Consider the following 22242-nt stretch of genomic DNA (forward strand, 5'->3'; position numbering starts at 1 on the left):
ACTGCGGCCGTCCGGGCCGCAGACAGTCCGTCAGTGAACGCCCATCCCAGGGCGAGCCTCAGTCGGCGCTATTTCCCTTCGTCCTCACGCAGCCATTGGGCTGCGCGGGCGGCGAAGTAGGTGAGAATGCCGTCGGCGCCGGCGCGCTTCATGGCCGTCAGCGCCTCCAGGGCGCAGGCGCGCTCGTCCAGCCAGCCTTCCTTTACCGCTGCCATCAGCATGGCGTACTCACCGCTCACCTGGTAGGCGAACGTGGGGGCGCCGAAGGTGGTGCGCACGCGATAGATGACGTCCAGATAGGGCATGGCGGGCTTCACCATGACCATGTCGGCGCCTTCTTCCAGGTCCAGGGCGACTTCGCGCATGGCCTCGTCGGTGTTCGCCGGGTCCATCTGATAGGTCTGCTTGCCGGCGGCCCCCAGGTTGCTGGCCGAGCCCACGGCGTCGCGGAACGGCCCGTAGTAGCTGGAGGCGTACTTGGCGGAGTAGGCCATGATCCGCGTGTTGATGTGGTCGGCGGCTTCCAGGGCTTCGCGCATGGCGCCGACGCGGCCGTCCATCATGTCGGACGGGGCGACGATGTCGACGCCGGCCTCCGCATGGCACAGGGTCTGTTTGACCAGGATCTCCACGGTCTCGTCGTTGAGGATGTGGCCCTGGTCGTCCAGTACGCCGTCCTGGCCGTGGCTGGTGAATGGGTCCAGGGCCACGTCGGTCATGACGCCCAGTTCCGGGAACTGCGCCTTCACGGCGCGCACGGCGCGCGGTGCGAGGCCGTTCGGGTTGTAGGCCTCGCGCGCATCCGGTGTTTTCAGGTCCGGCGGTGTGACCGGGAACAGGGCGATGGCGGGAATGCCCAGTTCCACCAGGCGTCCGGCCTCCTCCAGCAGCAGGTCGATGGAGAGCCGTTCCACGCCGGGCATGGATGGCACCGGCTCCCGCTGCTTCTCGCCGTCCAGCACGAACAGGGGCTGGATCAGGTCATCGGTGCTGAGCCGGTTCTCCCGCATCAGGCGGCGGGAGAAGGCGTCGCGGCGCATGCGGCGCATGCGCACGCCGGGGAAGTAGCCGACTGTGGTGCTGTGCGTGGTCATGAGACATCCTGCAGCGCGTGTGTGCGTGCATTATGCCTCGCGCCGCCGATGTGCCCAAGGTGTGGCTGCTCAGCCGCTGCAGCTCGCGCCGCCGAGCACGCAGAATCTCGCGCAGTGCGGATGGTTCAGGGGGACGTCCACGAAGCTCCCGGCCAGGGTTCGGCCCAGTTCGAAGCGGGGATCGTCCGGAAGCAGCGTGCAGGGCACGACCACGGGGTGTTCGGCGCCCTTGCGCTTGATGACCATGCGCGAGCTCGCGCACATCTGCGTATCAGGCGAGGTGCCGACGATATCCCAGCACGCCTCGGTGATCTCCGGCACGTCGATGCGTTCGTCCATCTCCGGGAAGAGCACGAGGCTGTGGGGGTCGTGGGCATCCAGGTCGATGTGCTCCCGGCGGAACAGTTGCGCGTAACCCTGGCGCATCGCCTGCTCGGATTCGCCGGAGAACAGGCGGCCCGCGATGTCCACCGTGAAGCCGTTGCTGGTGAGCCAGTGCAGGCCCTTGATGGCCGGGGCCCAGGAGCGTGGTCCGCGCTCTTCCTCGTGCGTGTCGCGGTCGTAGTGGTCGATGGACACGCGCACGGTCAGCCGGGCGCCGTGGCGTCTCTGAATGTCGATCAACGGGTCGGCCACCTTCATCATCGGCCGCATGGCATTGGTGAGCACCAGCGCCTCGAAGCCGCGCGACAGCACGTCGTCGAGGATGGGAATCATGTCCGGATTCATGAACGGCTCACCGCCGGTGAACGCGATGGTCCGGGTGCCCAGGCCGTCGCGCTCGATCTCGTCCAGGTACGCGGCCACCTCGCCGGCGGTGATGTAGACGAGGCGGTCGTTGCTGGGCGAGGACTCGATGTAGCAGTTGCGGCACTCCAGGTTGCACAGCGTGCCGGTGCAGAACCACAGCGTCTCCAGCGTGCGCAGGCCGACGTGGGCGCGGGGCTCGCCGGACGCGGTGGTGTGTGGGTCCCGGAACTTGCGTGGATCGAGAAACTGGATTACGGATTCGGCCGTTTGGCTCATGGGTGTCCTCGTGAGGGGCTTGGACGATCGCCGCCGCGCCGTGCCGCGACGATCCGGAGCATCCAGTCTATCGCGACGCCACGGAATTGGCGGATACGGAAAATCACTTAGGTAGGGTTCAGGAACGACCGGCGCCAGCGGACTGTCCGCGCCCGTCATCGGCCTGCGTGGGGTCCGTGCTCCCCTGGCGCAGCCGGTGTTCGGCCCAGTCCAGCACGCGCTGCACGCGCGGTGAGGCGAGCTGGCGGGCGCGGCGGAAACTGACCCAGCGGTATTCCTGGTGCTCCGGTCGCCCCAGCTCCGGGTTGACGCCCAGCACCACGTGCCTGCCGGGTGTCTCGGCGAGATAGTAGCGGGCGACCTTGCCGCGGGCGTAAGGGCCGGTTTCCACGTAGTCGTGTCCGAGGAAGAAATTCAGTTCGCGGATGCCGGTTTCCTCGCGCACCTCACGGACGGCTGCCTCGATCGGCTTCTCGCCCGGCTCCACCTGGCCCTTGGGCGAGTCCCAGTACTGGAAGGCGCGTAGCAGCAGACAGCGCCAGGCATCGCCTTCGCGCCGCACAACCACCACCCCTGCAGACAGGGTTCGCACCTTCATGCCGTTGTCCTCGCTTGCCGCAGTCCTCCGGGGGCGCCAGGGCGGCGCGCACTCCGGACCTATCCCTGATGATAGCCGGGACTGAGCGCATGTACTGCTTCGATCATTGCCTGGGCGTGTTCCGGGTTCACTTCCGGGTGAATGCCATGCCCCAGGTTGAATACGTGACCGGTTCCATGGCCGTACGCCGCCAGGATGTCGCCCACATGCCGCCGGATGGTCTCCGGGGCGGCATACAGCGCGCTCGGATCCAGATTCCCTTGCAGTGCGACGCGATCACCCACACGGCGGCGTGCGTCGCCGATATCCTGAGTCCAGTCCAGACCGAGCCCGTCGGCACCGCACCCGGCCATGTCCTCCAGCCAGGGGCCGCCGTTCTTGGTGAAGAACGTCACCGGCACGCGCCGCCCGTCTGCATGTTTGGACAGTCCGGAGATGATTTGTTCCGCGTAACGCAGGGAAAACTCCCTGTAGGCCGCCGGCGTGAGGATGCCGCCCCAGGTGTCGAAGATCATCAGCGCCTGTGCACCGGCGGCGATCTGCGCGTTCAGGTAGTCGGTGACGGCCCGGGCAAGCTTGTCCAGAAGCCGGTGCATGAGGTCGGGCCGGTCGTAGAGCATGCCCTTGCTCCAGGCGTAGTTCTTGGAGCTGCCGCCTTCGATCATGTAGGTGGCAAGCGTCCAGGGGCTGCCGGCGAACCCGATCAGCGGCACCCGCCCCTGAAGCTCCCGACGGATCACGCGCACGGCGTCCGGGACGTAGCGCAGCTCCTGCTCGGGGTCCGGGACGGGAAGCGCGTCGATGGCCGCTTCGTCCCGTACCGTGCGCTCGAAACGCGGGCCCTCGCCGGCCACGAAGTGGAGGCCGAGCCCCATGGCGTGGGGGATGGTCAGAATGTCTGAGAACAGAATGGCGCCGTCGAGACGAAACCGCTCCAGCGGTTGGAGGGTGACCTCGCAGGCCATGTCCGGGTTCTGGCACAGGGCCATGAAGCTGCCTGCCCGCTCGCGCGTCGCCCGGTACTCGGGCAGGTAACGCCCGGCCTGGCGCATCATCCACACCGGCGTGCGCTCGGTGGGTTCGCGCAAAAGGGCGCGCAGGAGGAGGTCGTTCTGGAGTGGAGCGGGTGAGGTCAACGCAGCCTCCTGAGCCGTGTGAGTGTGCCGGAATGTGTGTCTGTTTCCGTGGACGCGGGCTGAAGCCCGCATCCGCGTTTGACCACCATGTAGGAGCGACGTCAGTCGCGATTGCCGGGTATCGAAAACCCAGTCGCGACTGACGTCGCTCCTACGGCGGCGGTGCCCCGGAGGCCTGTCAGACCTCCAGGTAGTTCAGAATCCCCTTGGCGGCCTCGCGGCCCTCGAACACGGCGGTGACCACCAGGTCCGAGCCGCGCACCATGTCGCCGCCGGAGAACACCTTGGGGTTGCCGGTCTGGCCGAAGAGCTGCTCGTCCTTGCGGATGGTGACGCGGTCGCGGTCGTCGGTGCCGATGGCGTGGGCCTCGAACCAGTCCGCGGGGCTCGGGCGGAAGCCGAACGCGATCAGCACCCGGTCCGCCGGGATCACTTCCTCGCTGCCGGGGACCGGCTCCGGGCGGCGACGGCCACGCTCGTCCGGTTCGCCAAGCTGCGTGGAGACGACCTTGACCCCCTCGACCTTGCCGTCGCCGACGATTTCCACCGGCTGCCGGTTCCACATGAATTTCACGCCCTCTTCCTTGGCGTTGACCACCTCGCGGCGGGAGCCCGGCATATTCTCCTCGTCGCGGCGGTAGGCGCAGGTGACGCTGTTCGCGCCCTGGCGGATGGAGGTGCGGTTGCAGTCCATCGCGGTGTCGCCGCCGCCGAGTACCACGACGCGCTTGCCCTGCATGTCGATGAAGTCGCCTGGCTCCTGCTGGTAGCCCAGCTCCTTGTTGATGTTGGAGACCAGGAACGGCAGGGCCTCGTACACGCCCGGCAGGTCTTCCCCGGGGAAGCCGCCGCGCATGTAGGTGTAGGTGCCCATGCCGAGGAAGATCGCGTCGTAGTCCCGGTCCAGTTCCTCGAAGGTGATGTCCTTGCCGATCTCGGTGCCGAGGCGGAACTCCACGCCCATCTCTTCCATGATCTGGCGCCGGGTGCGCACGATCTCCTTCTCCAGTTTGAAGGGCGGAATGCCGAACGTCAGCAACCCGCCAATCTCCGGGTACTTGTCGAAGACCACCGGTTTGACGCCACTGCGCACCAGGATGTCCGCCGCGCCCAGGCCTGCCGGCCCGGCGCCGACCACGGCCACCTTCTTGCCGGTGTCGACCACGCCGGACATGTCCGGCCGCCAGCCGGCCTTGAACGCCTCATCGGTGATGTAGCGCTCGATGTTGCCGATGGTGACCGCGCCGAAGCCGTCGTTGAGCGTGCAGGCGCCTTCGCACAGGCGGTCCTGCGGGCAGACCCGGCCGCACACCTCGGGCAGCGAGTTGGTGCGGTGGGACAGCTCCGCCGCCTCGAACAGATTCCCCTCGGCGATGAGCTTCAGCCAGTTGGGGATGTAGTTGTGGACCGGACACTTCCACTCGCAGTACGGATTGCCGCAGTCCAGGCACCGGTCCGCCTGGGACGCTGCAGTCTCCTTGTCGAACTGGTCGTAGATCTCGTTGAAGTTGTTGACCCGGACCTCGACTTGTTCTTTTCTCGGATCCTGGCGGGGGACTTCAATAAACTGAAAGTTATTACCCATGGGTTCCTGTCGCGTTCGTCAGTCTCCGGCGTACCGGATGGGAAGACGGCCGGCCGACGGCATTGCCGCCGACCGGAGCGGATCAAGCGGCCTGGCGCAGTGTATCCAGAATGCTCTGGAGGTCCGCCGCCTTGGGCTTGACCAGCCAGAACCGCCGGGCGTAATCCCGGAAGTTGTCGAGAATCTCCTGGCCCCACTCACTGCCTGTCTCGCGGACGTATTCGCGGATCATGTCCTTGAGATAGTTTCGGTGCGCTTCCATGGCTTCGGACTGCACCCGATGGATATCGATGAGCTCGTGGTTGTAGCTGTCCACGAACTCGTTATCCATGTCCAGCACGAAAGCGAAACCGCCGGTCATGCCCGCGCCGAAGTTCAGCCCGGTGGGGCCGAGGCAGCACACCACGCCACCGGTCATGTACTCGCAGCCGTGGTCACCCATGCCTTCCACCACGGCGTGGGCGCCGGAGTTGCGCACGGCAAAGCGCTCACCCACCATGCCGGCGGCGAACAGCTTGCCGCCCGTGGCCCCGTAGAGGCAGGTGTTGCCCATGATGGTGGTGTCGTTGGTGCGGAAGGTGCTGCCTTCCGGCGGATGGATGACCAGCTTGCCGCCGGCCATGCCCTTACCCACGTAGTCGTTGGCGTCGCCGGTCAGGTGCATGTGCAGCCCGGCCGCGTTCCAGACGCCGAAGCTCTGCCCGGCGCTGCCGCGCAGACGCAGCACCAGCGGGTTGTCGGCCATGCCGTAGTTGCCGTGGCGCTTTGCGATTTCGCCGGAGAGCCGGGCACCGATGGAGCGGTTCATGTTCTTCACTTCGAAGTGGAACTCGCCACCGGATTTCGACTCGATCGCCGGCAGGCACTCGCGCACCATCTCCTCGGCCAGCTCGCCCTTGTCGAAGGGCTCGTTGCTGGGCTCGATGCAGTGGCGCGGCTTGTCCGCCGGCACGCCACCGTCGGAGAGCAGCGGCGTGAGATCCAGCTGCCGCTGCTTCTCGGTCTCGCCCGGGAGGATCTCCAGCAGGTCGGTGCGACCGATGAGGTCCTCGAGCCGGCGCACGCCGAGCTTCGCCATCCACTCGCGGGTTTCCTGTGCCACGAAGCGGAAGTAGTTGGCGACCTTCTCCGGGGTGCCGATGAAGTGCTTCAGCCGCAGTACCTTCTCCTGAGTGGCCACGCCGGTGGCGCAGTTGTTCAGGTGACAGATGCGCAGGTACTTGCAGCCCATGGCCACCATGGGCGCGGTGCCGAAGCCGAAGCTCTCGGCGCCGAGAATGGCGCCCTTGATGACATCGAGCCCCGTCTTCATGCCGCCGTCGGCCTGCACGCGCACCTTGCCGCGCAGGTCGTTGGCGCGCAGGGCGTGGTGCGTCTCCACCAGCCCCAGCTCCCACGGGGCGCCGGCGTACTTCACCGAAGTCAGCGGGCTGGCGCCCGTGCCACCGTCGTAGCCGGCGATGGTGATGAGGTCGGCGTACGCCTTGGCCACACCGGCGGCGATGGTGCCGACGCCGGCCACTGATACCAGCTTCACCGAGACCAGGGCCTGCGGGTTGACCTGCTTGAGGTCGAAGATCAGCTGAGCCAGGTCCTCGATGGAGTAGATGTCGTGGTGCGGCGGCGGCGAGATCAGCGCCACGCCGGGCTTGGAGAAGCGCAGCCGGCCGATCATCTCGTTGACTTTGTGGCCGGGCAGCTGACCGCCCTCGCCGGGCTTGGCGCCCTGGGCCACCTTGATCTGCAGCACCTCGGCGTTCACCAGGTAGTGCGGCGTGACGCCGAAGCGCCCCGAGGCCACCTGCTTGATCTTGGACATGCGCTCGGTGCCGTAGCGCGCTTCGTCCTCGCCGCCTTCGCCGGAGTTGGAACGGCCGCCCAGGCGGTTCATGGCGATGGCCAGAGACTCGTGCGCTTCCGGAGAGAGTGCGCCCAGGGACATGCCGGCGGAGTCGAAACGCGGCAGGATCTCCTCAATGGGCTCGACGTCGTCGATGTCCAGCGCCGCGCTCTGCTCCGTCACCTTGAGCAGGTCCCGGAACACCATGGGCTGGCGGGTGTTCACCAGGTCGGAGAAACGGTCCCACGCCTCGCGGTCGCCCGTCTCCACGGCTTCCTGCAGGTGCTGCACCACGTCCGGGTTGTAGGCGTGATACTCGCCATTCTGCACGAACTTGAGCAGGCCGCCCTTGCGGACCACGGTGCGGCGCGAGAACGCCTCCCGGGCCAGGGTCTTCTGGTCGGTTTCCAGGTCCTGGAAGCGGCTGCCCTTGATGCGGCTGACCGTGCCGGTGAAGCACAGGTCCACCACATCGTCGGCCAGACCCACGATCTCGAACAGCTGCGCACCGCGATAGCTGGCGATGGTGGAGATCCCCATCTTGGAGAGGATCTTGAACAGCCCCTTGTTGATGCCCTTGCGGTAGTTGCGGCGCAGCTGGTCCACCGGGGTGAGCTTGATCTGGCCGCTGCTTCGCATGTTGCGGATGGCGGCGTAGGCCAGATAGGGATAGATGGCGGTGGCGCCGTAACCGATCAGCGTGGCGAAGTGGTGCGGGTCACGCGCCGTGGCCGTCTCCACCACGATGTTGGCGTCGCAGCGCAGGCCCTTCGCCACCAGGCGGTGGTGCACGGCGCCGGTGGCCAGCAGCGCGTGGATGGGCAGCTTGCCTTCGTCCACGTAGCGGTCGCTGAGGACGATGATGACGTTACCGTCGCGCACCGCCTCCTCGGCCTCGTCGGCCACCCGCTCGATCGCCGCCTTCAGGCCTTCGCTCTCCGGGTACTGCAGGTCGATGACGTGGTTGGCATAGGCCGGATCGTCCTGGTTGAGCAGCACCAAGAACTTGGTGCGCGAGAGCACCGGTGATTCCACCACCAGCCGCTTGGCGTGCTCTTCGGTCTCTTCGAAGACGTTGAGTTCACGCCCGAGACAGGTCTCCAGCGACATGACGATCTGCTCGCGCAGCGGGTCGATGGCCGGGTTGGTGACCTGGGCGAACTGCTGGCGGAAGTAATCGTACAGGGCGCGCTCGTTGCGCGACAGCACCGGCAGCGGCGTGTCGTCACCCATGGAGCCTACGGCCTCCTGGCCGCCCTCGGCGAGCACCCGCACCACGGAGTCGTTCTCCTCCAGGGTCAGGTTGTACATCTTCTTGAAGGTCGGCAGGTCGTCCTCGCCGATGGGCGTCCCGCTGTCTTCCAGCTCGGTCTCCTCGAGCGTGGATTCCAGCCGCTGCAGATGGTCGTGCAGCCAGCGCTTGTACGGCTTGCGCTGCTTGAGGCGGTCGTCGATGGTGTTCGGCAGCAGCAGTTCGCCGGTCTCGGTGTCCACCGCGAGCATTTCGCCGGGCTTGAGCCGCCCTTTGGCCTCCACGTCTTCGGCGTCGTAGTCGTAGACGCCGATCTCGGAGGCGAGGGTGATGTGCCGGTCCTTGGTGATGACGTAGCGCGCCGGGCGCAGGCCGTTGCGGTCCAGCACGCAGGCGGCGTGGCGCCCCTCTGTGAGCACGATGCCCGCCGGGCCGTCCCACGGCTCTACGTGCATGGAGTGGTACTCGTAGAACGCCCGCAGATCGGCGTCCATGCTGTCGACATTCTGCCAGGCCGGCGGAATGAGAATGCGCAGCGTCCGGAAGATGTCCATGCCGCCCGCCAGCATGGCGTCGAGCATGTTGTCCAGGCTGTTGGAGTCGGAGCCCTCGCTGCTGACCAGCGGCGCGACCTTGTCCATGTCCGGGATCAGCGGCGTCTCGAACTTGGCGGCGCGCGCGTTGGCCCAGTTGCGGTTGCCCTGGACGGTGTTGATCTCGCCGTTGTGCGCCAGGAAACGGAACGGCTGGGCCAGGCGCCACTGGGGCCAGGTGTTGGTGGAGAAGCGCTGGTGGAAGACGCAGATGGCGGTTTCCATGCGTGGATCGTTGAGATCCTGGTAGAACACCGGCAGGTACGACGGCATCACCAGGCCCTTGTAGGACAGCACCTGCGAGGACAGGCTGGTGATGTAGAAGTGCTCATCGTCCGGCTCGATGACCTTTTCGGTGACCCGGCGCGCCGTGAACAGGCGGCGGCCGAAGTCTTGGTCGTCCATGCCGTCCGGGGCATTGATGAAGACCTGCTCGATGCGCGGCAGCGTTTTCAGCGCCTCTTCGCCACAGGCCGAGGCGTCGGTGGGCACTTCGCGCCAGCCAAGCACGGTCACACCTTCGTCGGCCAGGGCCTGATCAAGCGTATCGCGTGCCCGGGCGGCCTTGTCGGCGTCGGTGCTTAGGAAGATCGTGCCAACGGCGTAGCGGTCCGCCAGTTGCCAGCCCTGCTCGCCGGCGATCGCGCGCAGGAACCCGTCCGGTTTCTTGATCAGGAGTCCGCAGCCGTCACCGGTCTTGCCATCGGCGGCGACGGCACCGCGGTGCGTCAGCCGGCCAAGGGATTCGATGGCGGTGGACAGCACCCAGTGGCTGGGCTTTCCGTCCATGTGCGCGATCAGTCCGAACCCGCAGTTGTCCTTCTCGAAGCTCGGCCGATACAGCGTCGGCCTGTCAGCGTTCTCGTATCTCACGGGGAATGCCTCTGCGTGATGGTTGATGTCGTCCGGGTAGGGGCTTCAGGAAGCCTGCGCCGGTCGCGGCGGCGCAGCGGCGATATGCCGATGTCCGGACACACGACCAGGCCCCGATCCGTAGGGCAAAGGGTCGACCAGTATAGCGATTTGTGATGAGTGCCACAAATCCGGGCGGCACAGGGGTGCGGCGCCCGCCCGGACCACGGGCGGGCGGAGAGACCCCCGCGCCGGGTGGCGCAGGGGGGTGCACGGCGGTCAGAACCTGTAACCGAGCCCCACCTGGAAGTGGTGGGCCACGGGTGCGACGTCGAAGGTTTCGCCGCCGGCTTCCAGTTCGGTGGTCTTGTGGACCACGGCGCTGTATTCGAAGCGTACGAAATTGCGCGCGGTATTGGTGAACTCCACCCCGCCGCCGAAGCGCACGCCGGCCATGTCGGTGGAGTCGGAGTCGACGCCGCCGTTGACGGTTTCCAGCTCCACCCGGGTCTGCTGCCAGCCTGCGAGGCCGTAGAGCAGGGTGCTCTCTTCCACGAGGCCGCCGAAGCGCGCTGTGACGCCCACCCCGGTGCTGGCCGTGAGTGTCTGGCGGTCGCCGCCGTTCTGGCGCTCATACTCCGCGTCGCTGTAGGTGGCGTGGACCTCCAGGCCAAGGAATGCACCGTCCTGCGCCTGACTGGTGCCGAGCACCACCCCCATGGTGGGGCCGGCGGCGCTGGCGCCATCGATGCTGGTATTGTCCGCGTCCACTTCCGTGTCGAAGTTGCTCCAGCCGCCGAGCACGCCCAGGTAGACGCCCTCGTAGCGATCCGCCGCCATGGCAGGTGTGGCGGTTCCAAATGCGGCGAGCAGACCAACGGCCATGGCCGATCCCTGTATGCGCGTTGTCATTGTCTTTGCCCTCTTCATGGGTTTGTTTCCTTGACGGTTCTGATGGTGGCTCAATCGATCCGCTGTTGCCAGCGACCGGGTCACGTCAGGCGCTTCGGGTTGAACAGCCGGTCCTGCTCGTCGATGGCAAACCGGTCGGTCATGCCGGCGATGTAATCTGCCACCGCGCGGGCGCGGCCGGCAGCGCCCCCGGCCTCCGCCAACCGGTGGCTGCGACTGCTGTGCTGAGGCGGCATGAGGTCCGGGTCGTCCATGAAAGCCTCGAACAGGGCGCGGATCGTCCGCTTCGCCTTCTCCGCCATCCGGTAGACACGATAGTGCCGATAGAGCGCCCGAAACAGGAACTGCTTCAATTCCCTGTGCTCCGCCTGCATCGAGTCGCTGAATCGCAGCAGTGGTTCCTGGCGATGGCGCACGGCGTCGATCGAGTCCGGCGCGGCGTCGCGCAGGTTGTCCGTGGTGGTCTCGATGATGTCGGCGACCTGCTCGGCGATCATGCGCCGGACGGTCTCGTAGATGAACTGCCGGCGCGGGATGTCCGGGTGGTGTTTCCGCACCTCGGCGAACAGGCGCCCGAGCAGCCCGAGCTCCTGGAGTTCGTCGATGTCCAGCAAGCCGGCGCGCAGGCCGTCGTCCACGTCGTGGCTGTTGTACGCCACCTCGTCGGCCAGATTCGCGAGCTGCGCTTCCAGCCCCGGTTGCGTGCGGTCGAGAAAGCGCCGGCCCAGCGGTCCCAGTTCCCGGGCGTGGCGGGCGGAGCAGTGCTTGAGAATGCCCTCGCGGGTCTCGAAGGTGAGGTTGAGGCCGTCGAAGGTGGCATAGCGCTGCTCCAGGGTGTCCACCACGCGCAGGGACTGGAGGTTGTGTTCGAAGCCGCCGTAATCCGCCATGCAGGCGTTCAGGGCGTCCTGGCCGGCATGGCCGAAGGGCGTGTGCCCCAGGTCGTGGGCCAGCGTGATAGCTTCGGTGAGGTCCTCGTTGAGATCCAGTGCCCGGGCAATTGTGCGGGCGATCTGGCAGACCTCCAGGGTGTGCGTGAGCCGGGTGCGGAACAGATCGCCCTCGTGGTTCACGAACACCTGGGTCTTGTACTCCAGGCGTCGGAACGCGGACGCGTGGATGATGCGGTCGCGGTCGCGCTGGAAGGCGTTGCGGTAGGTGGCGTCGCCCTCGCTGATGACCCGTCCGCGGCTGCGTGCGGGATCGGCGGCGTAGGGGGCGAGGGGTCGCGCTTCCGGAGTGGCCATGGTCAGTTGCCGTCGGTGTAGTGGTCCAGGGTGGCGCGCAGAAGCGCATCCGGCACGGCGTCGGTGACCACAGCGTGGCCGATGCCCTGCTGCAGCACCAGGCGGATACGGCCCGCCTGGGCCTTTTTGTCCACCGCCATGAGCTCCAGGAACTGCTCGCTGGTCATGAGCTCCGGCGGCTCCAGGGGGAGCCCGGCGCGCCGGATCAGAGCCACGACACGCGCGTGATCGTCGGCGGGCAGCCACTCCATTGCCGCGGCGAGATGCGCCGCCATGGCCATGCCGGCACCTACCGCTTCGCCGTGCAGCCAGGTGGTGTAGGCGGTGGCGGTCTCGATGGCGTGGCCGAAGGTGTGGCCGAGGTTGAGGGTGGCACGCATGCCCTGCTCGCGTTCATCCGCCGCCACCACGTCCGCCTTGTTGGCGCAGGAGCGCTCGATGGCGTAGGCGAGCGCCTGGGGCTCGCGTGCCAGCAGCGCGTCAATGTTGTCCTCCAGCCAGGCGAAGAAGTCTGCGTCGCGGATCAGACCGTACTTGATGACCTCGGCCACGCCCGCGGACATCTCGCGCACGGGCAGGGAGGCGAGCACGTCGGTATCGGCGATGACGCCACGGGGCTGATGGAAGGCGCCGATCATGTTCTTGCCGAGCGGGTGGTTCACCCCCGTCTTGCCGCCGACGGAGGAGTCCACCTGCGCCAGCAGCGTGGTCGGGATCTGTACGAAGGCGACGCCACGCTGATACGCGGCGGCGGCGAAGCCGGCCAGGTCGCCGATGACGCCCCCGCCCAGGGCGATGACGGTGCAGCTGCGGTCGAATCGCAGCTCCAGCAGCCGGGTCCATATCTGCTCGCAGCTGGCCACGGTCTTGTGGGCCTCGCCGTCCGGCAGGGTGAGTGCTTCCACCTGCAGGCCGGGAAGGCTGTCCAGCACCGGCTGCAGATAGAGTGGCGCCACGGTCTCGTTGGTTACCACCAGAACCTGCCGGCCCGGCAGCCAGTCCGCCAGCGGCGACCCGCCATCGAGCTGGCCGGGGCCGATGAGAATGGTGTAACTGCGCTCGCCCAGGTTCACCTGAAGGTGGCGGGGATCAGGCGTGGTGGTCATGGCGTTGGCTGTCCAGTGTGTCGAGGATTCTGCGTACGACCTGGCCGATATTGCCCTGTTCGGTGCTGATGGTCAGGTGAGCGGTTTCGCGGTACAGCGGGTCGCGTTCGGTGAGCAGCGCTTCCAGCCGCGCGCGCGGGTCGGCCGTCTGCAGCAGGGGGCGTCGCTTGTCCTTGCCGGTGCGGCGGAGCTGCTCGTCAACGGAGGTCTGCAGGTAGACCACCGTGCCGCGTTCCCGTAGGTGGTGGCGGTTCTCCGGGTCCAGCACCGCGCCACCGCCGGTGGCGAGGACCGCGGGTGAGCCGGCGGTGAGTTCGTCGATGACGGCCTTCTCGCGCTGCCGGAAACCCGCCTCGCCCTCCACGTCGAAAATGCGCGGAATGTCGACGCCGGTGCGTTCCTGGATCACCTGGTCGCTGTCCACGAACGGGAGCTCCAGCGCCCGCGCCAGGCGCCGACCGATGGTGGACTTGCCCGCGCCCATGGGGCCGATGAGAAAAAGATGCCGCGATTGGCTCATGCCGATACTCGTCCGGAAAAGCAGCAAGGATAACGCCGCGGCGGGTCCGCTTGAAGCCTGGCCCGCCGTTACCGCCCCAGCGGGCGGCGACGGCGGGCCACGGAGCGAGCCTATTGTGTCGAACCGCCGGACAGGCTCTCCTGCAGGATTCGCGGCGTGACGAAGATCAGCAGCTCGCTGTTCTCGTCCACCGCCTGGCGGTTGCGGAACAGCCAGCCCACGGCGGGCAGCGAGCCGAAGAACGGCACCCGGGATTCCTGCTCCCGCCGCTCGCGCTCGTAGATACCGCCGAGGACCACCGTCTCGCCGTTGTCCACCAGCACCTGGGTGGTGACGGACTGGGTGTCGATGCTGGGAACGCCGGCGAAGACCTGGCCGACCGTGTCCTGGCTGACCTCCAGATCCATGATGATGCGCTCGTCCGGCGTGATCTGCGGCGTCACGTCCAGCGCCAGCAGGGCCTCCTGGAAGGAGACGTTGGTGGCGCCGCTGGCCGTGGCCTCCTGGTAGGGGATCTCCACGCCCTGGCGGATGCTCGCCGTTTTCTGGTTCGACGTGATGACGCGCGGGCTGGACACCACTTCGCCTCGGCCCTCCGTCTCCATGGCCGAGAGCTCCAACTGCAGCAGGCGGTCGCCGATGCGTCCCACGGCAAGGCCGACGGAGCCCGCGGCGTCGTCCACCGGCAGGTCGACCATCAGGCCTTCCTGACCGCTGCCCGCGGGGGTCTCGAAGCCGGTCGTGCCGCCAGCGAATTCGAAGGCGCCGTCCTGGGTGCCGCCGATTACCCCGTCACCGCCGCTGGCGCTGGCACCGAAGCGCACGCCCAGGTCGCGGCTGAAGTCGTCGTTGGCGATGACGATGCGCGACTCGATCAGCACCTGACGCACCGGCACGTCCAGCCGGTTCACCAGTGAGCGGATGCTGGAGAGGTTCTGGTCGGTGTCGCGGATGATCAGGGTGTTGGTGCGCTCGTCGATGGCCACCTGGCCACGGCTGGACAGCAGTGAGGTCTCCTCGGAGCGGATCAGACCGGCCAGTTCGGCGGCAGTGGCGTAGTTGATCTCGAAGAACTCCGAGCGCAACGGCGCCATTTCCTCGAGTTCCTGCTGCGCCTCGAGCTGCTGGCGCTCGCGGGCGGCGATCTGGTCGGCAGGCCCGACCAGCATGACGTTGTCGGTGACCCGCTTGTCGAGGCCCTTGGTCTGCAGAATGATGTCCAGGGCCTGGTCCCAGGGGACGTTTTGCAGGCGCAGGGTGATGTTGCCGGTGACGGAGTCGCTCACCACCACATTCAGGCCGGTGAAGTCGGCGATGATCTGCAGTACCGAGCGAACCTCGATGTCCTGGAAGCTCAGGGACAGCCGTTCACCCGTGTATTCCGGCTCCTCGGCTTCGCGCTCCTCTTCGGTGACGGGGGTGAACTCGATGGTGAACTGGTTGCCGGCCTGGTACCCCATGTAATCGTAATCCTCGCCCTCGATGGGCTGGATGCGGACCAGCGTGTCGCCGCCGTCCTGGCGGGTCTCTATGGTTTCCACGGGCGTGGCGAAATCGACCACGTTCAGCCGCCGCTGGAGGCGTTCCGGGACGTCGGTGTCACGGAAGCGGGCGTGGATCTGGCCCTCGCTGCGGCGCAGGTCCACGGGGACGCGGTCGTCGTTCAAGTCGATGACGACCCGCCCGGCGCCGTCGCTGCCGCGCTGGAAGTCGATGTCTTCCAGCGCGCTGCCCGGCGGTGCGGTCGTCGGCTCATCATCGCCGAGCGCGGTTGCGGTGGCTGCTTCCGGTGCGCCATCGGGAGCTCCGCCGAGGAAGATGTGCAGGGTGTTGCCGTCGATCCGGGTGTCGTACTCGGTCATCTCCGAAAGGTTGAGCACCAGCCGTGAGCGGCCGTCCGCCTCGGCTGAGGACACACCTTCGATGGCGCCCACGCCGATCCGCATGCTGCGGCTCTCGAGGCGGTTGCGCGTATTCGGAAAGTCGAAAGTGATGCGTGCCGGGTCGTCGATGGTGAAGCTGCTGGGCTCCTCGGGCGGATTCTCCAGCTCCACAGAGATCTGCACACGGTTGCCGGACAGGGTGGAGTAACTGATGTCCCGCAGTGCGTTCTCGGCCAGCGCCTCCGCCGCCAGGAGAAGCCCGGCCGCCGTCATCAGCAGTCGTGTGCCCAGTCGCGTGGTTGGGCTGCGCCGCCGGCCCTTCGCCGAGGCGGCTCTCCTTGCCCTGTCCTTCGCAAACGTCGTCATCGTTCGTTGACTCCCTCTGCCTTATTCTCTTGTCGTCAGCGACGCGTCACGCTCACGCCAGCCGCCATCCTGAGCGGGGACGAGCTCCAGGATGTCCACGCGTTGCTCGGTGATGCGCTTGATTTCGCCGTGGTTCTCGCCCAGGTAGTTGCCCTCCTGGACCCTGTGAACGGTGCCGCCCGGGTCGCGGATCAGTGCCCACCGCGATCCGTCCTGTTCCAGAATGCCGGTCATGCGCATGGAGTCCAGCGGGAACTCCTCCAGAGGCTCTCTGGGGCGGTCACGATCCGGCGTCGGGCCGTCGGCCATGTCATCGCCATCGTCGTCAGGTTCCGCAAAGCTCAGGGGCGCGAACGGGTTGCGGATGTCCAGATCCGGATACCGGTGGCTGCGCGCCGGCTCGGGTTCCGGGACGGGCTCCAGTGCCCGCGCCGGCCGGTCATGGATATCCTTGATGTAGGCGTCCAGGTCGTCGGTGTCGCGGGAGCAGCCGCCGAGCACTAGTGCCGCTGCCACAATCGCGGCGACCAGGGGGCCGGTGCCCGGGCGGGAGGCAGTCGGAATCATCAGCCTTCCTCCTCGTCCAGGTACCAGTAGGTGCGCGCGGTCGCCCGCATGGCGAGTTCGCCGTTGTCACCCGTGTCCTCGATTTCCACGTCGTGGAGGGTGACGATGCGGGGCAGGTTGGCAACACCGCTGACGAACCGGCCGAACTGGTGATACGTCCCGCGCACCTCGATGTCGATGGGCATCTCCGCGTAGAACTCGCGCTCGCGGGTCTGTTGCGGCCGGAACAGCTCGAACTCCAGCCCCGATGCGAGCCCCGTCTGGGAGATGTCCACCAGCAGGCCGGCGACCTCGACGCGGCTGGGCAGCTGACGGAGCATGGCGCCGAAGGACTCCTCCATTTCCTCGAGCTGCTGTTTGTAGTCGTCCAGGGCGGCGGCGCGCTCCTGCCGAATCTCGAAGCGATGACGTAGCTCTGTTTCCTCGGCTTCAACGCGCTCGAGGGTGGTCTGGCGATCCTGCCAGTCGAAGTACCAGCCGGCCCCCACCAGCAGCGCGAACACCAGAATCAGTACGACCGCCTTGGCCGGCCACGGCCAGATCCCGATCTCGTTGAGGTCCAGTTCGTTGAGGTTGATGTCGGAGAGTTTCATTCCGCCCCCTCCCCGTCGCGGTTCGGGTCGGTCTGGTCCACGCGCAGGGTAAAGCGGCTGACGCGGCTACCCTGGCGGTCGTCCACTTCGATCACGTCCAGGTCCGGGGCCGTGAGCCACGATGACCCGTCCAGGTTCTCCATGTAAGTGGAGACGCGCGCGTTGGACTGGGCGACCCCGGAGACCGTCAACTGCTCGCCACTCTGGTTCAGCTCCTCAAGGTAGACGCCGTCAGGGATGGTGGTGGCGATCTCCTCGAACAGGTGAACAACCTGCGGCCTGCCGGCCTGCAATTCCTCGATCACGCTCATCCGCGCGAGCAGCTGCTCGCGGACGGATTCCAACTCGTCGATCTCCTCGATCTGGAGCTCGAGCTGGGCGATCTCCGTCTCGAGCATCTGGTTGCGGTACTCCTGGTGGCTGACCAGGTCGCCGATGTACCAGCGCCCCGCGTACCAGACGGCGGCGGCCAGGGCGGCGGTGATCGCGAGGATGACGTAGAACTCGGTGGTACGCTGCTTCTTCAGCGCTTCACGCCAGGGGAGGAGGTTGATGCGCGTCATGCGTCGAAACCCCTCATGGCCAGGCCGCAGGCGATGATCAGCCCGGGCGCATCCTCATTCAGCCGCTGCTTCTTGATGCGGGAGGCGACTGCCATGCCGGCGAAGGGGTTCGCGGTGTAGGTGGCCACATCGCTCTCCTGCTGGATCAGCTCGGCCGCACCGGGAATGCCTGCACAGCCGCCGGCCAGCACCAGGGCGTCGACACTGTTGTGCTGGCTGGCGCCATAGAAGAACTGCAGCGAGCGGACGATCTGCTGCGCCATGGCCTGCTTGAACGGCTCGAGGACCTCCTCCTGATAACCGTCCGGCAGCTCGCCCTGTCGTTTGGCGCGGCTGGCCTCGTCGTAAGTCAGGCCATAGCGGCTCTGGACCTCCTCGGTCAGCTGGCGGCCACCGAAGACCTGTTCGCGCGTGTAGATGATCTGGCGGTTGGTGAACACGGTCAGGGTGGTCATGACCGCGCCCACGTCCAGCAGCGCAATGGTCTGGTCCTTGCCCTTGCCCGGGAGCTCGCCGGCGATCAGATCGAAGGCGGTTTCGGTGGCGTAGCTCTCCACGTCCATGATGTGCGGTGTCAGCCCGGCCGCCTCACAGGCGTCGACGCGGCTGTCCACGTTGTCGGAGCGGGAGGCGACCAGCAGCACATCCATCCCGGCTCCGTCGGTCGACGGCCCCATGATCTGGAAGTCCAGGTTTACCTCGTCCAGGGGGTAGGGGACGTACTGGTCCGCCTGCAATTCGATCTGCGCCTCCAGCTCCTGCTCGCCCAGGTCCCCGGGCATGGAGATGGTCTTGCTGATCGCGGCCGAGGCGGGAACCGCCAGCGCCGCCGTGCGCACCTTCGTGCGCGAGCGTTTGACCGCAGCCTTGATGGCGTCGGAGACGGCGTCGATGTCGGCGATCGTCTTTTCCACCACTGCAGTGGACGGCAGAGGTTCGACTGCGTAACTCTCCACTCGAAACCGGCCATCCTGGCGCTTCAGTTCGAGCAGCTTGACAGCCGACGAGCTGATGTCGATGCCCAGCAGCGGTGGACTTTTCTTGCGAAAGAGTCCCACGAGAAATCCCTTATCATTGTGTGGCTTGGGTGAGAGAGTTGCCCTGCTTCATGCAGAGTTTTTCGTAACTATAGATCAAACCGCAAGAAATGAAAAACAGAAAGTTTGATCTGGCACTCGTCCCCGCCGTTATAACGCTTTATACTTGGCGAAACCGAGACCACATAGACATTATTGAGAATCATGCGCCGTCTTCCCCGCTTCCTTGTGTACGGTCTGGCGACCGTGTTGTCCCTCGCGCTGGTTGGTGCCGTCGCGCTGGCAGGCCTGTACCTCTACCTGTCGCCACAGCTTCCTTCGGTGGAGCAGCTCCGCGACGTCCGCTACCAGGAGCCGCTGCGGATCTACTCCGGTGACGGTGAGCTCGTCGCCGAGTTCGGCGAGAACATGCGCGAGCCGCTGCGCTTCGACGAGATACCCGAGCGCGTGTGGCAGGCGTTCGTCGCCGCCGAGGACGAGCGCTTCTTCGAGCACCCCGGTGTCGACTACCAGGGCCTGGCACGCGCCGTGCTCTACCTCGTGCAGCACCGGGAGATCGGCCCCGGCGGCAGCACCATCACCATGCAGGTCGCGCGGAACTTCTTCCTGAGCCGCGAGCAGACCTACATGCGTAAACTGAACGAAATTCTGCTCGCGTTCAAGATTGAGCGGGAGCTCGACAAGGAGCAGATCCTCGAGCTCTACCTCAACAAGATTTACCTGGGGCAGCGCGCCTACGGCATTGGCGCCGCCGCCCAGATCTACTACGGCAAGTCACCGGACGAGCTTGGGCTTGCCGAGACGGCCATGCTTGCCGGCCTGCCCAAGGCGCCGTCGCTTTGGAACCCGGTAGCCAACCCGGAGCGCGCCCTGCAGCGGCGCGCCTACGTGCTGCGCCGCATGCACGAAAGCGGCGTCATCAGCGCCGAAGCGTTCGCCGACGCGAGCACCCAGCCGGACACGGCCCACGTCCGACGCGTGCGCCCCACGGTGGAGGCACCCTATGTTGCCGAGATGGCGCGTGAGCACGTCGTTGACATGGTCGGCGCGGACGAGGCGTATACCGGCGGTTACCGGGTGTACACCACCATCGACAGCCGCTATCAGGAAATCGCCAACCGCGCGCTGCGTCGCAATCTGCTGGCCTATGACCGGCGGCACGGCTATCGCGGTCCCGAGGGGCAGCTGGACATGGACGCCCTTGCCGGGGAGGAGGAGTGGGATGACGCGTTGGGTCGCCTGCGCACCCTCGGGGGGCTACGTCCCGGTCTCGTGATCGCCATCGGTCCTCGGGGCGTGGACGACGACGCGCTGGATCCCGACGCGCTCGAGGAACTGGAGCAGGATGCCGACGCGGATGACGCCGAGGACGTCGTGGCGACCGTCTACATGGGCGGCGGCGACACGGTGGAACTCGACGTGGAAGCCATGGAATGGGCCCGGCCCTGGGTGTCCCAGGGGGTGGTGGGGGCGGAGCCCGAGCACGTCGCCGACGTTGTCTCCGTGGGAGATGTGGTGCGCGTGCAGGCGCTCGGTGGCGGCAGCTATCGCCTGGCGCAGGTCCCGGACGTGGAAGGCTCGATTGTCAGCATCGCCCCGAGGAGCGGTGCACTGCTGGCGCTGAGTGGCGGCTTCGATTTCCGCAAGAGTCAGTTCAACCGGGCCACACAGGCGGTTCGCCAGCCCGGCTCTGCATTCAAGCCGTTCATCTATTCGGCGGCGCTCGAGGGCGGCTATACGCCGGCCAGCATCATCAACGACGCGCCGGTAGTTTTCCATGATGAGGCCCTGGAGAGCACCTGGCGGCCGGAGAACTACACGGGCCGGTTCTACGGCCCGACGCGGATGCGCGAGGCGCTGGCGCAGTCCCGCAACCTGGTCTCAATTCGCGTGTTGCGCGACGTCGGTACTGGCACGACGCGGGACTTCCTGGATCAGTTCGGCTTTCCCAGGGACCGCATGCCCGACGATCTCTCGCTGGCACTCGGGAGTGCGGGCGTGACGCCCTGGGAGCTGACCGCCGGCTACGCCGTGTTCGCCAATGGTGGCTACCGTGTCATGCCCTACTTCGTGTCACGCGTGGAGGATGGCGATGGCACCGTGGTTCAGGCGGCGCAGCCGTCACTGGCGTGTGAGCAATGTGGTGAGGCGCCCCATGAAGCCGGAGTGCTGGAAGACGCCTCCGTGGAGGAAACGGCAGAGCTTAATGGCGATACGCCGCTGGCGCCCACCTACCGTCCGGCGGAGCGGATCATTTCGGCGGAGAACGCCTACCTGACCACGAGCATGCTGCAGGACGTGATCACGTCCGGAACCGGACGTTCGGCCCAGCGGATCGGGCGCAGTGATTTGGCGGGCAAGACCGGCAGTACCAACGACCTGCAGGACGCCTGGTTCGCCGGATACAATGGTGACGTGGTCACGACGGCCTGGATCGGCTTCGATCAGGGGCGCTCCATGGGGCGCGGCGAGACCGGTGCCCGTGCCGCCCTTCCCATCTGGACGGACTTCATGGAAATGGCGTTGATCGGGTCGCCCGAGCACAGCCTGCGCCGCCCTGGCGGCCTGGTGACCGTGCGGATCGATCCCGAGTCGGGGCTGGTCACGGACTCGAGCAACCCCAGCGCGATCTTCGAAACGTTCCGCTCCGATCAGGTGCCGGACCGTGATCCGGATGCCGAGCGTAACGGCTCCGGCAGTCAGGGTGACGACGACGGCGCGCCACTGTTCTGACGCGGCCGCCACCCGCGCGGTTTCGCGGTGCGATAGGGAGGGGTGACGATGGCCAGACAGCAGGGAACTCCCCGGGATCAGCGCATGCGTCAGCGCCTGGCGCTGGAGGCGGCGCGGATCATGGTTGATGAGGGTGTCCGCGACTACTACCAGGCCAAGCGCAAGGCGGCGGAGCGCCTGGGCGCACCCGGCACCCAGAACATGCCCCGCAACCGCGAGATCCAGGAGGCGGTGGCCGATTATCAGCGGCTGTTCCAGGGCGAGTCGCAGACGGCGCATCTGCGTGAGCTTCGGGAAACGGCGCGTCAGGCCATGCAGTTCTTCGCCCGCTTCCGGCCGCGCCTGGTCGGCTCGGTGCTGGATGGTACCGCGGGCGAGTGGTCGGACGTGAATCTGCACGTCTTCGCCGCGACGCCGGAAGAGCTGGACGTCTTTCTCATGGAGAACGGCATCCCGTACGAGCCGGCCGAGCGCCGTGTGCGATACAAACGGGACGAGTGGATGACGCTGCCCAGCTACCGGTTTCTGGCCGGCAACCATACGGTGGACCTAACGGTGTTCACGGAGGCCGGTCTGCGACAGCCGCCGCTCAGCCAGGTCGATGGCCAACCCATGGAGCGGGCCGGCGTGGAGGCTGTGGAAGCCCTGCTCGCAGAGCCGGATGCGGAGTGGTCGGGCGCGATACCCGTTCCGGGGCAGTGAATCCGGCGCCCGCCCCGGCGATTGTAGCCGGGACGGG

Annotated in this window: 17 protein-coding genes; 2 read left to right on the plus strand and 15 right to left on the minus strand. The window is 66.8% G+C overall.

The features are described from left to right. Positions 1–68 precede the first annotated feature (68 nt). From hemB to ACNSTU_RS05400, 15 genes are all read right to left on the minus strand, one after another. The gene (hemB, locus tag ACNSTU_RS05330; RefSeq protein WP_290632860.1) at positions 69–1094 is read right to left on the minus strand and encodes a porphobilinogen synthase; all 1026 of its coding nucleotides are present in this window, start codon (positions 1092–1094) and stop codon (positions 69–71) included. 69 nt (positions 1095–1163) lie between these two features. Further along, entirely contained in the window at positions 1164–2120 is a 957-nt protein-coding gene (locus ACNSTU_RS05335; protein ID WP_290632857.1) for a radical SAM protein, read from the minus strand. 118 nt (positions 2121–2238) lie between these two features. Further along, the gene (locus tag ACNSTU_RS05340; protein ID WP_290632855.1) at positions 2239–2718 is read right to left on the minus strand and encodes a bis(5'-nucleosyl)-tetraphosphatase; all 480 of its coding nucleotides are present in this window, start codon (positions 2716–2718) and stop codon (positions 2239–2241) included. 59 nt (positions 2719–2777) lie between these two features. After that, positions 2778–3854 (minus strand): uroporphyrinogen decarboxylase, encoded by a 1077-nt coding sequence (hemE, locus tag ACNSTU_RS05345; RefSeq protein ID WP_290632853.1) that lies wholly within the window; start codon positions 3852–3854, stop codon positions 2778–2780. 178 nt (positions 3855–4032) lie between these two features. Beyond that, positions 4033–5439: an FAD-dependent oxidoreductase gene (locus ACNSTU_RS05350; RefSeq protein ID WP_290632851.1), complete on the minus strand. Its 1407-nt coding sequence runs from the start codon at positions 5437–5439 to the stop codon at positions 4033–4035. Between the two features lie 82 nt (positions 5440–5521). After that, complete coding sequence (gene gltB, locus ACNSTU_RS05355; protein ID WP_290632849.1) at positions 5522–9997, minus strand: glutamate synthase large subunit; 4476 nt, start codon at positions 9995–9997, stop codon at positions 5522–5524. 258 nt (positions 9998–10255) lie between these two features. Continuing rightward, entirely contained in the window at positions 10256–10888 is a 633-nt protein-coding gene (locus tag ACNSTU_RS05360; protein WP_290632847.1) for an outer membrane protein, read from the minus strand. Positions 10889–10968: 80 nt separating this feature from the next. Then, positions 10969–12135: a deoxyguanosinetriphosphate triphosphohydrolase gene (locus tag ACNSTU_RS05365; RefSeq protein WP_290632845.1), complete on the minus strand. Its 1167-nt coding sequence runs from the start codon at positions 12133–12135 to the stop codon at positions 10969–10971. Between the two features lie 2 nt (positions 12136–12137). Beyond that, positions 12138–13241: a 3-dehydroquinate synthase gene (aroB, locus tag ACNSTU_RS05370; protein WP_290632843.1), complete on the minus strand. Its 1104-nt coding sequence runs from the start codon at positions 13239–13241 to the stop codon at positions 12138–12140. Beyond that, on the minus strand, positions 13225–13761 hold the full coding sequence (gene aroK / locus ACNSTU_RS05375; RefSeq protein WP_290632841.1) for a shikimate kinase AroK: 537 nt from the start codon (positions 13759–13761) through the stop codon (positions 13225–13227). Before aroK ends, aroB begins: the two co-directional genes overlap by 17 nt. Before the next feature lie 110 nt (positions 13762–13871). Further along, the gene (gene pilQ / locus ACNSTU_RS05380) at positions 13872–16010 is read right to left on the minus strand and encodes a type IV pilus secretin PilQ (protein ID WP_290632839.1); all 2139 of its coding nucleotides are present in this window, start codon (positions 16008–16010) and stop codon (positions 13872–13874) included. 21 nt (positions 16011–16031) lie between these two features. After that, complete coding sequence (locus ACNSTU_RS05385) at positions 16032–16577, minus strand: pilus assembly protein PilP (RefSeq protein WP_290632837.1); 546 nt, start codon at positions 16575–16577, stop codon at positions 16032–16034. Beyond that, entirely contained in the window at positions 16577–17170 is a 594-nt protein-coding gene (locus tag ACNSTU_RS05390; RefSeq protein ID WP_290632835.1) for a type 4a pilus biogenesis protein PilO, read from the minus strand. Before ACNSTU_RS05390 ends, ACNSTU_RS05385 begins: the two co-directional genes overlap by 1 nt. After that, on the minus strand, positions 17167–17733 hold the full coding sequence (locus tag ACNSTU_RS05395; protein WP_290632833.1) for a PilN domain-containing protein: 567 nt from the start codon (positions 17731–17733) through the stop codon (positions 17167–17169). The genes ACNSTU_RS05390 and ACNSTU_RS05395 overlap by 4 nt, the downstream gene beginning before the upstream one ends. Next, on the minus strand, positions 17730–18791 hold the full coding sequence (locus ACNSTU_RS05400) for a pilus assembly protein PilM (RefSeq protein ID WP_290632831.1): 1062 nt from the start codon (positions 18789–18791) through the stop codon (positions 17730–17732). The genes ACNSTU_RS05395 and ACNSTU_RS05400 overlap by 4 nt, the downstream gene beginning before the upstream one ends. 183 nt (positions 18792–18974) lie before the next feature. Between ACNSTU_RS05400 and ACNSTU_RS05405 the strand changes: the two genes are divergently transcribed. Then, positions 18975–21503, plus strand: a complete 2529-nt coding sequence (locus ACNSTU_RS05405; protein ID WP_290632829.1) for a penicillin-binding protein 1A — start codon at positions 18975–18977, stop codon at positions 21501–21503. A gap of 48 nt (positions 21504–21551) precedes the next feature. Then, positions 21552–22205 carry a hypothetical protein gene (locus ACNSTU_RS05410; RefSeq protein ID WP_290632827.1) on the plus strand — a complete coding sequence of 218 codons (654 nt, stop codon included), beginning with the start codon at positions 21552–21554 and terminating at the stop codon, positions 22203–22205. The last annotated feature ends 37 nt before the right edge of the window (positions 22206–22242 follow it).

It is taken from the genome of Aquisalimonas sp. APHAB1-3 (genome assembly GCF_048323695.1).
Taxonomy (GTDB): domain Bacteria; phylum Pseudomonadota; class Gammaproteobacteria; order Nitrococcales; family Aquisalimonadaceae; genus Aquisalimonas.

Excerpts from the sequence above, each read along its gene's own strand:
- hemB (WP_290632860.1), bottom strand. The coding sequence starts at position 1,094 with ATGACCACGCACAGCACCACAGTCGGCTACTTCCCCGGCGTGCGCATG.
- ACNSTU_RS05335 (WP_290632857.1), bottom strand. The coding sequence starts at position 2,120 with ATGAGCCAAACGGCCGAATCCGTAATCCAGTTTCTCGATCCACGCAAG.
- ACNSTU_RS05340 (WP_290632855.1), bottom strand. The coding sequence starts at position 2,718 with ATGAAGGTGCGAACCCTGTCTGCAGGGGTGGTGGTTGTGCGGCGCGAA.
- ACNSTU_RS05350 (WP_290632851.1), bottom strand. The coding sequence starts at position 5,439 with ATGGGTAATAACTTTCAGTTTATTGAAGTCCCCCGCCAGGATCCGAGA.
- ACNSTU_RS05360 (WP_290632847.1), bottom strand. The coding sequence starts at position 10,888 with ATGACAACGCGCATACAGGGATCGGCCATGGCCGTTGGTCTGCTCGCC.
- ACNSTU_RS05365 (WP_290632845.1), bottom strand. The coding sequence starts at position 12,135 with ATGGCCACTCCGGAAGCGCGACCCCTCGCCCCCTACGCCGCCGATCCC.
- aroB (WP_290632843.1), bottom strand. The coding sequence starts at position 13,241 with ATGACCACCACGCCTGATCCCCGCCACCTTCAGGTGAACCTGGGCGAG.
- aroK (WP_290632841.1), bottom strand. The coding sequence starts at position 13,761 with ATGAGCCAATCGCGGCATCTTTTTCTCATCGGCCCCATGGGCGCGGGC.
- pilQ (WP_290632839.1), bottom strand. The coding sequence starts at position 16,010 with ATGACGACGTTTGCGAAGGACAGGGCAAGGAGAGCCGCCTCGGCGAAG.
- ACNSTU_RS05385 (WP_290632837.1), bottom strand. The coding sequence starts at position 16,577 with ATGATTCCGACTGCCTCCCGCCCGGGCACCGGCCCCCTGGTCGCCGCG.
- ACNSTU_RS05390 (WP_290632835.1), bottom strand. The coding sequence starts at position 17,170 with ATGAAACTCTCCGACATCAACCTCAACGAACTGGACCTCAACGAGATC.
- ACNSTU_RS05395 (WP_290632833.1), bottom strand. The coding sequence starts at position 17,733 with ATGACGCGCATCAACCTCCTCCCCTGGCGTGAAGCGCTGAAGAAGCAG.
- ACNSTU_RS05405 (WP_290632829.1), top strand. The coding sequence starts at position 18,975 with ATGCGCCGTCTTCCCCGCTTCCTTGTGTACGGTCTGGCGACCGTGTTG.
- ACNSTU_RS05410 (WP_290632827.1), top strand. The coding sequence starts at position 21,552 with ATGGCCAGACAGCAGGGAACTCCCCGGGATCAGCGCATGCGTCAGCGC.